Raw genomic sequence first — 12,818 nt, 5'->3', positions numbered from 1 at the left:
CGCTACGACAAGACCCCGGGGAGCTACCTCGCCGGACTCCACCTCCGGGCCTCCATGATCTGGATCAAGGACCTCACACGAGCGGCCCCTTGATCGCAACCGAATACGCTCCCTAGTTGCCAGTCACCGGCGTCGATCGTTCAGATAGCTGTTGAGGACTCGTTTGCACTCAGCGATCAGCTGGGCGTCGCCCTGCGGATCGATACGGAAGGCGAGTTTCAGCACGCTGTCCGCGCACTCCAGGGCCACCCGCACCGCGACCTCGAATTCGGCGTTGTCCTGGGCCCCGGTCAGGGAAGCGGTCAGTGAGCGCAGCCTGCCGGCGACCGCGGTGTTGTTGTCCAGGGTCGGCTCCAGGATGTGGTCCTGTCCCACCGCGCCGAAGTCGACCACGCCGAAACCGGCGATCGTCCGGCGCATGGTGACGAACTCGTCGACGGTCACATCCACGATGCCCGAGATGCCTTCGGGTTCCTCTCGCTCCAGCCGGTCCGCGACCCGCCCCAAGAAGGACTCCAGATTGCGGGCGGCGAGCGCACCGATCAGCCCCTCCCTGTCGGAGAAGAACTGATAAAGGGTACCGATGGGCACCTCGGCCCTGCGGGCCACCTCCTTGGTGGTCAGCCCTGCATAGCCGACCTCGTCCAGGAGTTCGGCGCAGGCGTCCAGCAGCCGTTCGAAGCGTTCGGCGCTGCGCTTCTGGACCGGCATTCGGCGCAGCGACCCTGCGGTGCGATCTTGATTCACGCTTCCATCATCCCATCGAACAGGTTAACGTGAGCCCCGCTCATGTTTCAGGAGGTTAGGCGTGACACTGAACCATCTCCCCGCGGACTTCATCTGGGGCGCCTCGACGGCGTCGTATCAGATCGAGGGCGCCACCAAGGAGGACGGCCGCGGACCCTCGGTATGGGACACCTTCGCCGCCCGGCCCGGCACAGTCCGCGACGGGCACACCGGTGACGTGGCCTGCGACCACTACCACCGGTACGAGGAGGACATCGCGCTGATGGCCGAGGCTGGCCTCACCGGCTACCGCTTCTCCATCGCCTGGCCCCGGATCCAGCCGACCGGCACGGGTGAGGTCAATACTCGGGGTCTGGACTTCTATGACCGGCTGGTCGACGGCCTGCTCGCCCGCGGCATCGAACCTGTCCCGACCCTGTTCCACTGGGACCTCCCGCAGGGCCTCGAGGACAGCGGCGGCTGGCTGAACCGCGACACCGCGCACCGCTTCGCCGAGTACGCCGCCATCATGGCCGACAGGCTGGGCGACCGCGTCCAGAAGTGGATCACACTCAACGAACCGTTCATCCACATGGTCTGGGGCTACGGTCTCGGCACTCATGCGCCGGGCCGCACCCTGTTCCTGGACTGCTTGCCGGTCGCCCACCATCAACTGCTCGGCCATGGCCTGGCGCTGAGGGAGCTGCGGGCGCGCGGCCTCCAGGTGATGATCGCCAACAACTGCACCCCGGTCTGGCCCGCTTCGGACTCCCCCGCCGACCGCGCCGCCGCGCGAGCCTACGACAACCTGCACAACCGCCTGTTCAACGACCCGATCCTCACGGGCACCTACCCGGACCTGTCGGCCTTCGGCGCGGACACGACCCTCGGCGGCTCCGTCCGGGACGGCGATCTCGAACTGATCTCGGCCCCCTTGAACGCGCTCGGCATCAACTACTACAACCCGACCCGGATCCAGGCGCCGACGTCCGAGGGGCTGCCGTTCGATGAGGCCCCCATCGAGGGCTACCGCCGCACCGCCTTCGACTGGCCCGTCGTCCCCGACGGCCTACGGGAACTGCTCGTCGGCCTCAAGGAGCGTTACCCGGCACTCCCGCCGGTTTACATCACGGAGAACGGCTGCTCGGTCGAGGACGTCGTCAACGCGGACGGCGCCGTCCTCGACCTCGACCGCATCGACTACCTGGACACCCACCTCCAGGCCGTCGACGCCTCCGTGGCCCAGGGCGTGGACGTGCGCGGCTACTTCACCTGGACCCTGATCGACAACTTCGAATGGGCCGAGGGCTTCCACCAGCGCTTCGGTCTCGTCCACGTCGACCACGACACCCAGGTCCGCACCCCGAAGGCGTCCTTCGCGTGGTACCGCGACCTCATCCGCGCTCAGCGCGGTTGAGCCACCCGCCAAGCTCGCGTCGCGGATTCCGTACGCGCTCCGGCGGATCCCGGGTGCCAACTCGCACCCGAGCCGGATCGGCAGGAACATCACATCCCTCTGCCTCCGAGCGGCTGCCGCCCAGGCAGGCGACCGAGGCGGAGCTGCCGATGTACCTGCGTCTGGCGGGCGGTCAACCGAACAGCGTGCGCTGTCACGTGCAATAGGATTCTGACGATCTGTCAAACACGTGTTGAAGTACCAGATGGCATGAATCGCTGATGCCTCGTCATCCTCCGGGTATGCGCCCCTCCGTCCGCCGGGTGGTGGGGTGCGGGTCTCACACGGTTGCGATGGCCGGGTCACTCACGCCGGCTTGACCGTTCTCGACGTGCCCGGCCAGGCGCCGCAGATATCCGGCGTTGCCCTCGACGACGACCGTCAGGTCGTACCAGCGCTTGGTGGCGCGCAGGTCGATGCTCTGCACGACGGTGGCGCCGGCCTGGACCGTGTAGGTTTGACGCCCGCCGCCGTACGCGTTGGCCACGGTGAGGTGCGCCTCGGCGGTCGACGGGTTGGTCAGGGTGAGCTTCAGGTTGCCGACGTCGTGGCGTGCCGTCACCTCCGGCTCGGCGGCTTTGTTGTTGCCCTTGAAGGTGCGCAGGAAGCCGTTCGGGCCGTGGGCTGTGAGGTCGTAACTGCCGCCGGAGTACACCGAGTTCCAGCTGTCGGAAACGGGCTTCCCGGCTGCCGCCGTGTACGTCCACGGGCCGTCGGTGCGCTTCTGGGAGCGCACCTGGAAGGCGGCGCCCGCTTGGTCCCCTGCACTGAACGTCAGCTTGTACTTGCCGGTCGTGAGGTCTGCGGCCCCGTCGACGTAGGGAGCGTAGGAGAGCGGGCGGCTCGGCCGCGCCCCTGCCTCTTGCCGGGGCAGGGTGCCCTGGGCGGGTGGCCTCGGTACGTAGCTGTTGTGGCGGTCACGGTCCGGCGGGGCGTAGCCCGCAGTGTCCGGCAGGTCAGCCGGGTCCGTGATCTTGAGGGAGAAGTCGAAGGCGGATGTGAGGTCACCGCAGATGGCGCGCCGCCATGGTGAGATGTTGGTCTCCTTCACTCCGAACCGGTTCTCCATGAAGCGCAGGATCGAGGTGTGGTCGAAGGTCTCGGAGCAGACGTATCCGCCGGTGGACCATGGCGAGACAACGATCATCGGGACGCGCTGTCCGAGGCCGTAGGGGCCTGCGGCGTATCCGATACTGCCCTTGTAGTGGTCGAGTGTGGTGTCGACGGTGGACAGGCCTTGGCCGGCGGAGGCCGGCGGGTAGGGCGGCACGACGTGGTCGAAGTAGCCGTCGTTCTCGTCGTATGTGATGAACAGGGCGGTCCTGCTCCATACGTCGGGGTTCGAGGTGAGTGCGTCAAGGACGTGCGAGATGTACCACGCACCGTAGTTTGCAGGCCAGTTGGGGTGTTCGGAGAACGCTTCGGGTGCGGCGATCCAGGAGATCTGCGGCAGTCTGGCGGCCTTGACGTCGGCTTTGAGGATGTCGAAGTATCCGTCTCCTGCCTTGGCGTTCGTGCCGGTGCGGGCTTTTTCGTAAAGGGGGTCGCCGGGCTTGGCATTGCGGTAGTTGTTGAAGTACAGCAGGGAGTTGTCGCCGTAGTTGCCGCGGTATGCGTCGTTGATCCAGCCCCAGCCGCCGGCCGCGTCGAGACCGTCGCCGATGTCCTGGTACACCTTCCAGGAGATGCCTGCTTTCTCAAGGCGTTCGGCGTACGTCGTCCAGCCGTAGCCCGCTTCCTGGTTGCCGAGGACCGGGCCGCCGCCGGTGCCGTCGTTGCCGACGTGTCCGGAGAGCATGTAGTAGCGGTTCGGGTCGGTCGCACCGATGAACGAGCAGTGGTAGTCGTCGCAGATGGTGAATCTGTCGGCGAGGGCGTAGTGGAACGGGATGTCGTCCCGAGTCAGGTACGCCATGGTGCCGGTGCCCTTGGCGGGTATCCAGTTGTCGTACTTGCCGTTGTTGAACGCGTTGTGGCCGCCGGCCCAGTCGTGGTCGAGGCCCGCGATGAACTGCATGCCCAGGTCATCGGCGTCCGGGTGGTAGGGCAGGGTTTCCTTGCCGCCGCTCGCCTGGTGCCATACCGGTTTGCCGCTGGGCAGTGTCACCGGGCGGGGGTCTCCGAAGCCCCGGACGCCCTTCATCGACCCGAAGTAGTGGTCGAAGGAACGGTTCTCCTGCATGAGGACGACGATGTGTTCGATGTCCTGGACGGTTCCGCTGCGGCGCGCCGCCGGGATGGCGGCGGCGCGGTCGATGGAGCCGGACAGGGCGGCGAACCCCGTGGTGGCTCCGGCGATTTGAAGGAAGCGACGCCGATTGATTTCGGTCATGGCTGTGGGGATCCTCCTGTTGCTTCGGTGATGTCCGTCCACGGAGAGGGGCAGACGGAGTATTCAAGAGGACCCGGGCTTGAGGAAAGTGGGCCGAGGTGACGGTCGCGCAAAATATGGGTGGATGGTGTGCGGGACGTCAGCGCGTCGCCGCGTGTCGTACCACAAGTCCCTTTCCGCTGCCCTCGGATCGGCCTCCGTTCCGTAGGCCCAGGCATCGCACACCGTCGTACGTCGCCGCTTCTCCGAGCTGCCGCAGGCGTTCGTTCATGTCCGGTTCACGGTCGGCGGACGGGAACTCGCCACCCCTGCCGCGAGGAGCGGCCGTCCTGGGTCGCCGGCAAGGCACCCGCGTTCCCGACGGCCGCGGCCGTGCAGCCGATCTGCTCGGGCCGGGACGTCGGCGTCCCGTGCACCGCGAGACCCTGCCGACCCGCAGAGTGTGTTTGCGTCACCGGGTCCAGGAGTTCGCCGGAGAGGTGACCTGACGACCGAGCGCGGCATGGTTCTCCCGGCCGTCGGCGGCAGCGTCCTCGCCCTGTTCGACGACGTCCTCGCCGCGGCCGCAGCCGGGATCGCCAAGGCATCATGACGGCTCGGGGGCAGCAACCGAGGCCCGCACGGACGAGAATCCGTACCATCACCATGCTGTCGTCCCCAGGAGCGAATCCGGCCTGCGACTACTCCTTCAGGGCCGATGCCATTGGCATCGATGTCGGTCAGCACCGGCTGATGTTGTTGCGAACCGGGGAGTTCACCGGTGCGGCTGGTCCATGTCGAGCGGATGGCCAGTCGGGGGTGGATGCGGTTCCACGCCATCACGCGGGCGGGCGCCGTACCGGATCCACGCGACCGGGACGGGCTTGCGCATGCCGCCCGCCCGCGCGGGGCCGACCGGCCGACTCGCTGGAAAGTAGTTGCGCTGAACGTCTTGCCGGGTCGATCCGATCTCTCTAATGTGAACCTTCAAATTCCTGAAAGTGCGCGCATCGAGCTCTGTTAGGGCAGATTTTTGAACGATCAAATTCATCGCACACCCGAAGCCGCCACCCCCGCGGTCTCCGGTCCGGCTCCCGCCCCCGGTCCTGGGGCGGGCTACCTCGACTACGCCAGGATCGGCCCGCTCTCCCGCCCGGCCGCCGCCGCGCTCACCGCCACGACCGCACTCGCCGCCCGCCTCGACCCCGCCGACCTCGACCGGCTGTTCGCCCTCAGCGACGCCGCCCAGACTTCGGCCGCCCGGCTGCTCGACGCCCGTCGGCACGAGATCGCCCTCGCCCCGTCCACCAGCAACGGCCTGTTCACCGTGGCCGCCGCACTCCACGGCCCCGGTACTGTCCTGGTGCCCCGCGACGAGTTCCCCGCCAACCTCTACCCCTGGCTCCGCTTCGCCGGCCGCGGCGGCCCGGCGGTCCGCCTCGTCGACCCGGACGGCCAGCGGCACATCACCCCCGACCTCCTGCGCCGCCACCTCACTCCCGACGTCACCGCCCTCACCGTCAGCGCCGTCGACTCGCTCACCGGCCACCTGGCACCGCTCGCCGCCCTCAAGGAGGTCCTCGGGCCCGGCCGGCTGCTGATCGTCGACGCCATCCAGGGCCTGGGCTCCGTCCCGCTCGAAGTGGACGCCGCCGACATCCTCGTCAGCGGCGGCCAGAAGTGGCTACGGGCCGGCTGGGGGGCCGCGCTGCTACTGATCCGCGACCGGTGCGCCGAGCACCTGGCTCCCGGGCTCGGTGGCTGGGCCGGCGTCGCGGAGCCCTTCGCGCCTCGGCATCCGGCGCCACCGCTGCCCGGGGCCGCCGCCCACCTCGCCACCAACCCGGACTTCCCGGCCGCCGCGGCCATCGGCGCGGCCATCGACGTCCTGTTCGACCGGGGCGGCCCGGCCGCAGTCGGCGCCCGTATCCGCATCACCCTTGCCGATCTGCTCGACCGTGCACGGCGGGCCGGCGCCGACGTCCTGCTGGACGGACTCGGCCCCCACGAGCGCGCCGGCATCGGCGCCTTCCGCCTGCCCGGCCACGACCCCGCCACCGTCCACCGCACCCTCGAAGCGGCCGGCCTGATCACCACCCGTCGCGACGAGTGGATCCGACTTTCTCCCCACACCTCTACCCCGGGCGCCGCGGCCGACCTGCTCGCCGAGGCACTGCACACCCTCACTCACCGCACAACCCACTATCCCCAGGAGCCGACATGTCCCATCAACTGAGCCGCCGCCGGCTGCTCCAGCTCGCCACCGCCTCCACCGCCGGACTCGGCCTGGCCGCCTGCGGCGGCAACGGATCGGGCAGCGGCGCCACCGGCGGCGACGGCGACAGCGGTCGGATCACCGTCTGGAGCTGGACCACTGCGGCCGAGGCCCTGCGCGGCGTCGTCCCCTCCTTCGAGCGGGACAACCCCGGCATCGAGGTCGATGTCCAGGACGTCGGCAACCCGGCCATCTGGGACAAGATCACTGTCGGCCTCGCATCGGGCGGCAAGGGTCTCGCCGACGTCCTGCACATCGGCGTCGACTACCTGCCCGGCTACCTGGAGAAGTTCCCCGACGGCCTCGCCGACCTGTCCAGACTCGGGGCCGACCGGTACAGGAGCGACTTCGCCCAGGGGCTGTGGCCGACCGTCATAGGCAAGGACAAGGCCGCCCACGCCCTCCCGTGGGAGGTCAACCCGCTCGGTCTGTTCTATCGGCAGGACTACTTCGACAAGGCCGGTGTCGACCCCGCGGACATCAGCAGCTGGGACGACCTGATCGCCGCCGGACCGGAGATCCTCGCCGCCACCGGCGCCCAACTGCTCGGGCTCGACAAGCCCGGCACCACCCCGGACATGGACTTCTTCCAGAACCTGATGCAGCTTCAGGGCGCTTTCTACTTCAACCAGGAAGGCAAGATCACGCTCGCCTCCCCGGAGGCCGTCCAGGCCCTCACCGTCATCAAGCGGCTCAACGACGGCGGCCTGCTCGCCGACACCGCGGGCCAGGGCACCAGGAAGCGCCTGCTCAGCCAGGGGAAGCTCGCCACCTCCCCGGACCCCGCCTGGGCCGTCGAGTACCTGGCCACCAAGTTCCCCGGCCAGAAGGGGAAATGGCGTGTCATGCAGCCTCCTGCCGCCGTTCCCGGGGGCGGTCGCAGCGCCATCGTCAACTCCACCTACCTGGCTGTCTCCGCATCGAGCAAGCGCCGCCGGGCAGCCTGGCGATTCATCGAGTACGCACTCACCAAGCCCGTCGAGACCAACCGGATGTTCACCTCCGGTGGAGTCTTCCCCGCCCTCAGCGCGGCGTACGACGATCCGAAGTTCAGCGCGCCTCACCCCTTCTACGGCGGCCAGAAGGTGCTGAAGTCCTTCGTCGACTCGCTCGGCTCCGGATCCGAAGCCACCAACTTCACCGGCGACTACACCCGTGCTCTCAAGCTCGCCAGTGACGCCCAGAGCCAGGTGCTGGTCAAGGACGCTGATCCGGCCGACGCCCTCAGGGACGCCGCCGAACGGCTCGCCCAGCAGACCGGCCGGCAGCAGGCGGCCTGACCACCATGTCCCTCGCCCCGCCCGAACACGCTCCCGGCACCGTCACCCCGGCCGACCGCGGCATCCCCCCGCACATCGGCCGCGCCCGCCCGGGGCGACGTCGACTGCTGACCCGCGGCTCCGTCCCGTACTTGCTGATCATGCCCGCCGTCCTGGGCTTCGCGATCTTCAAGGCGTACCCCATCGTCTCCTCGCTCTGGATCAGCCTCACCAACGGCAACGGCGACGACCGGCACTTCACGGGACTCGCCAACTACCGGCGCCTGCTGGACGATCCGCTGTTCTGGACCGCGCTGAAGAACACCGCGCTGATCCTGGTCGTCCAGGTGCCGCTGATGCTGGGCCTGGCCCTGCTCGTCGCCCTCGCCCTCAACTCCACCAAGGTCTGGCTGCGCCCGCTCTGGCGACTCGGCGTCTTCGTCCCCTCGCTGACCGGCCTGGTCGCCGCGGGCGTGATGTTCTCCGTGATCCTCAACCGCGACGCCGGGCTGCTGAACTGGGTCCTCTCCCTGTTCGGCGTCGACCGGGTGAACTGGCTCGGCAGCCCCTCCTGGGCCCGCGTGAGCGTCGTCCTCGTCATCACCTGGCACTACACCGGCTACAACGCGGTGATGTACCTCGCCGGCCTGCAGGGCATTCCCAACGAGTTGTACGAGGCCGCGATGGTCGACGGCGCGGGACCCATCCGCCGCTTCGTCTCCATCACTCTTCCCCAACTGCGGCCGATCCTGCTCCTCACGGTGGTGCTCTCCACCATCGGCACCCTGCAGCTCTTCGACGAGCCGTACGTCCTCACCGGCGGGGGCCCCGACAACGCCACCTTGACGGTCACCATGTACCTCTACAACAACGGCTTCAAGTACTTCGACTTCGGCTACGCCTCGGCCATCGCCTACGCGCTCGCGCTGATCGTGTCGGTGCTCGGCATCCTGCAGGTCCGCCTGATGGGAGAGCGCCGGTGAAGCCCCGAGGCCCCCTGCTCACCCTGCTGCTCGCGGGCGCCTTCGGGCTCTGCGTCGGCCCGTTCTACTGGCTCGCCATCGCTGCGACCCAGGACGACAAGGACGTGTTCTCCTGGCCGCCGAAACTGCTGCCCGGCGGCCACCTCATGGAGAACCTCCACGGGCTCGAGGAGTCCATCGGACTCACCCGGGTCCTGCTCAACACCCTGCTGGTGGCGGGCGTCCAGACGATCGGCGCCGTCGCCGTTTCCGTCCTGGCCGGCTACGCCTTCGCCAAGTTCGAGTTCCGCGGGCGCAATCTGTTCTTCGTCCTGCTGCTCAGCACGCTGGTCATCCCCGACACGGTGATGCTGATCCCGATCTTCCAGATGATGATGGAACTGGGCCTGATCGACTCCTACCAGTCCATCATCCTGCCCGGTCTGGTCACCCCGTTCGGCATCTTTCTGATGCGGCAGGCACTACGCTCCATGCCCGACGAACTCCTGGACGCGGCCCGCGTCGACGGCGCCGGCGAACTGCGGGTGCTGTGGCGGATCGTCATCCCGGTCAACCGGCCGGTCATCGCGGCACTCGCGCTGTTCGTCTTCCTCGGCAGCTGGAACCAGTTCGTCTGGCCGCTGATCGCGCTGCGCAGCCCCGAGATGTACACACTGCCCGTGGCCACCGCCACTCTGCAGGGGCTGTCGACCACCAACTACGCGCAGGTCCTGCTCGCCGCTGGCATCGCCGCCCTCCCCGTGATGGCCCTCTTCCTCGTCCTGCAACGCCAGTTCATCTCCGGCCTGCTGGCCGGGGCCACCAAGGAGTGACCACCATGACCACCGAACCACGCCCCGTCGGCGAGCACACCGGGAGTTCACACGTGCCCGCCGAGCCGGACGCCGCCCCGCAGCAGCCCGTCCCGGTGTGGCGCCCGAATACGCCGACCGTGGCCACTCCCGACACCATCGGCCACCGGCAGCTCGCCACCGGCCTGTTCGACTCCACCGGAGCCCCGCTCACCGTCCACCTCACCGGGCTCGGCTGCGACCGGCTGGAGACCGTCGTCACCCCGGTCGGCGACGGCGTGGCCCTGATTGAAGTCACGACGGTGACCGCGGCCACCGTCCGCGCCGAATGGCGGGTCCCCTGCCTCGGTGCCACCGCCTACTGGACCCCGGACACCAACGCCTCCCACTGGCTGCCGCCGTCCTGGATCGCCCCCCGGACCGTCTCGCTCGCCCTGGACGCCCCCGTCGCCAGTCTGGTCGGCGCCGACGACCGGGCTCTGTGCACCGCCGCCGCCGGCGAGACCTCCGCACCCGTGCGCGTCGGCGCCGGCGTGGTGGAGGAAAGCAGCGAGTTCGCCTTCACCCTGGAACAGGACCTCACCCCGGACGGGCCGCCGCTGCGGCTGCGCCTCGACCTCAGCGGCCGCCACTTCGCCGCCACCCTGCAGGCTGTCACCGCCTGGTGGGCCGAGGGCCTGCAACACCCCGGCGTCGCCCCCGCCGCACGGATGCCCGCCTACTCCACCTGGTACAGCCTCCACCAGAACGTCGACACCGCCGCCGTCGAACACCAGGCGGCCCTCGCCGCGGCCGTCGGCTGCGAGAGCATCATCGTCGACGACGGCTGGCAGACCACCGACCGCGCTCGCGGCTACGGCCACTGCGGCGACTGGGAGCCCAACCCGGCGGCCTTCCCCGCCCCCGCGGCCCACGTTGCCGAGGTCCACCGGCTCGGCCTCGCCTACCTCCTGTGGTACGCACTGCCGTTCATCGGCCGGCACAACGAAACCTGGGACCGCTTCAAGGGCATGATCCTTCGCGAGGAGCCCCACCTGGACGCGGCCGTGCTCGACCCCCGCCACCCCGAGGTCCGCGCCTACCTCGTCGAGAAGGTCTCCCGCGCCGTCGAACAGTGGGACATGGACGGTCTGAAACTCGACTTCATCGACCGCTTCGCCGTCACCGACCCCCCGCCCGCCCCGGCCGGCGCCGACCGCACCACCGTCCACGAGGGCCTGCTCCAGCTGCTCGCCGACCTCGACGCCCGCCTGCGCCGCACCCGGCCCGACGTGATCGTCGAGCACCGCCAGCCGTACGTCAGCCCGGGGCTGTGGCCGTACGCCACCATGGTCCGCGCCACCGACTGCCCGCTCAGCCCCGCCGAGAACCGCCAGCGCACCGTCGACTGCCGCCTCACCGCGGGCCCACTCGCCGTCCATGCCGACATGATCACGTGGAACTCCACCGAGACGCCCGAGTCCGTCGCCGTCCACCTCGTCAACGCCCTGTTCTCGGTGCCGCAGATCTCCGTCGACCTCGCCGCCCAAAGCCCCGACCAGCTCGCCACCCTGCGCTTCTGGCTCGGCGTCTCCCGCCGGTACGCCGACGTCCTCCAGCTCGGCGTCCTGGAACCCGCCCGGCCGGACCTGGGCTACCCCCTGGTCCGCGCCCGCAACCACCGCACCACCGTGGTCGCACGCTACGCACCGCTGCCCGTCGCCCTCCCGGACCGGCACGCCGCGGACGGCCCGCAGACCCTGCTCGTCGCCAACGCGGACGGCGACCCCGCTGTGCTCCTGACCGCCCCCCGACCGGAACAGGCCCTCGCGCGCGTCCAGGACTGCCGTGGTGAGATCCTGTCCGAGACCGTGCTCGACCTCGTCGCCGGGGTGAACTCGGTGACGGTGCCGACCGGTGGCCTGCTCACCCTGACCCGCGGGCACTGACAACCGCGGGCTGGGGGGAGCCACCCCCCGCCCCCAGCCCGCCGACCACAGAGGAATGATGACCGCTCGACAGGTGACCATCGAGGACGTCGCACACGCGGCCGGAGTCTCCCGACAGACCGTCTCGAACGCCCTCAACGCACCTCACCGGCTGCGCGCCACCACCCTCGCCCGGGTCACCGCCGCCATCGACGAACTCGGTTACCAGCCCGACCAGTCCGCCCGCAGCCTGCGCACCGGCACCCGCAAGATCATCGGCTATCCCGCCCCCGCCGACAACCCCGCCGACCCCAACCCCCTGATGGGCGGCTTCCTCCAGGCGCTGGTGACCGCCGCCGACGCGGTCGGCCACCGCATCCTGGTGTTCCGTTCCGACCCCCAGCAGGGCGCCGGAGCGGTCGCCAGGTCCTTCAACGGACTGATCGCGGCCCGCCAGATCGACGGGTTCGTCCTCTCCGACGTCGTCCACGACGACCCCCGCGTCGATGTGCTCACCGAGGCCGGTTTCCCGTTCGCCGCCTTCGGCCGCACCGCCCCCGGCCGCCCGCAGAACTGGGTGGACATCGACTCCACCGCCGCCACCGCCGCACTGGTCGGACTCCTGCTCGACCAGGGCCACCGACGGATCTGCTACCTCAACTCCGCCGCGTCCCTGCCCTGGCTCGCCGACCGCAGGGCCGGCTTCCTGCAGGCCGCGGCCACCGCACCCGACGGCGCCTTCGAGGTCGGCGTCCCCGACGACGACCCGGCCGCGCTTTCCCACGCCGTCCAGCGCCTGCTCACCGGCCCCGACCGCCCGACCGCCCTGGTTTGCGCAAGCGACTGGCTCGCCCTGACCGCCTACCAGGCCGTCCGCGCCGCAGGCCTCGCCGTCGGCGACGACGTCGCCGTCACCGGCTTCAACGACATCCCGCTCTGCACGCTGCTCCAGCCCGCCCTCACCAGCGCGCGCCTGCCCCTGGCCGCCATCGCCCGCGCCCTCGTCGACCGGCTGATCACCGCCGTCGAGGACCCCGCCGCCGCCCCGGCGAGCGGGCTGCTGCTCCCTGCGGAGCCGGTCGTGCGCGACAGCACGCCTGGACGGTAGCG

At 69.7% G+C, this 12,818-nt stretch carries 9 protein-coding genes; 7 read left to right on the top strand and 2 right to left on the bottom strand.

Features of this window, described 5'->3' with window-relative positions; translation table 11 throughout:
- Nucleotides 1–123: 123 nt before the first annotated feature.
- The gene (locus tag ABZY11_RS37755; protein ID WP_356483498.1) at nucleotides 124–747 is read right to left on the bottom strand and encodes a TetR/AcrR family transcriptional regulator; all 624 of its coding nucleotides are present in this window, start codon (nucleotides 745–747) and stop codon (nucleotides 124–126) included.
- A 61-nt stretch (nucleotides 748–808) separates the two neighbouring features.
- Between ABZY11_RS37755 and ABZY11_RS37750 the strand changes: the two genes are divergently transcribed.
- Nucleotides 809–2,143 carry a GH1 family beta-glucosidase gene (locus tag ABZY11_RS37750; RefSeq protein WP_356483497.1) on the top strand — a complete coding sequence of 445 codons (1,335 nt, stop codon included), beginning with the start codon at nucleotides 809–811 and terminating at the stop codon, nucleotides 2,141–2,143.
- Nucleotides 2,144–2,462: 319 nt separating this feature from the next.
- Here ABZY11_RS37750 and ABZY11_RS37745 read toward each other — a convergent pair whose 3' ends face one another.
- Nucleotides 2,463–4,514: a phosphocholine-specific phospholipase C gene (locus ABZY11_RS37745; RefSeq protein ID WP_356483496.1), complete on the bottom strand. Its 2,052-nt coding sequence runs from the start codon at nucleotides 4,512–4,514 to the stop codon at nucleotides 2,463–2,465.
- A gap of 1,012 nt (nucleotides 4,515–5,526) precedes the next feature.
- On the opposite strand from ABZY11_RS37745, the gene ABZY11_RS37740 reads away from it, so the two are divergent.
- From ABZY11_RS37740 to ABZY11_RS37715, 6 genes are read left to right on the top strand one after another with little or no spacing between them, the layout of a single operon-like run.
- A complete protein-coding gene (locus ABZY11_RS37740; RefSeq protein ID WP_356483495.1) occupies nucleotides 5,527–6,729 on the top strand; it encodes an aminotransferase class V-fold PLP-dependent enzyme in 1,203 nt (400 codons plus the stop codon).
- The gene (locus tag ABZY11_RS37735; protein WP_356483494.1) at nucleotides 6,714–8,048 is read left to right on the top strand and encodes a sugar ABC transporter substrate-binding protein; all 1,335 of its coding nucleotides are present in this window, start codon (nucleotides 6,714–6,716) and stop codon (nucleotides 8,046–8,048) included. Before ABZY11_RS37740 ends, ABZY11_RS37735 begins: the two co-directional genes overlap by 16 nt.
- A gap of 5 nt (nucleotides 8,049–8,053) precedes the next feature.
- Nucleotides 8,054–9,010 (top strand): sugar ABC transporter permease, encoded by a 957-nt coding sequence (locus ABZY11_RS37730; RefSeq protein WP_356483493.1) that lies wholly within the window; start codon nucleotides 8,054–8,056, stop codon nucleotides 9,008–9,010.
- Nucleotides 9,007–9,822, top strand: coding sequence for a carbohydrate ABC transporter permease (locus ABZY11_RS37725; RefSeq protein WP_356483492.1), 816 nt, complete (start codon nucleotides 9,007–9,009; stop codon nucleotides 9,820–9,822). The genes ABZY11_RS37730 and ABZY11_RS37725 overlap by 4 nt, the downstream gene beginning before the upstream one ends.
- A gap of 5 nt (nucleotides 9,823–9,827) precedes the next feature.
- Nucleotides 9,828–11,729 (top strand): glycoside hydrolase family 36 protein, encoded by a 1,902-nt coding sequence (locus ABZY11_RS37720; protein WP_356483491.1) that lies wholly within the window; start codon nucleotides 9,828–9,830, stop codon nucleotides 11,727–11,729.
- A 55-nt stretch (nucleotides 11,730–11,784) separates the two neighbouring features.
- Nucleotides 11,785–12,816 carry a LacI family DNA-binding transcriptional regulator gene (locus ABZY11_RS37715; protein WP_356483490.1) on the top strand — a complete coding sequence of 344 codons (1,032 nt, stop codon included), beginning with the start codon at nucleotides 11,785–11,787 and terminating at the stop codon, nucleotides 12,814–12,816.
- Nucleotides 12,817–12,818: the final 2 nt, after the last annotated feature.

The organism is Streptomyces sp. NPDC006510 (genome assembly GCF_040611955.1).
Taxonomy (GTDB): Bacteria; Actinomycetota; Actinomycetes; order Streptomycetales; family Streptomycetaceae; genus Streptomyces.
Note: the sequence above shows the minus strand (reverse complement) of the source record. Positions and strands in the feature narration are given on the sequence as shown.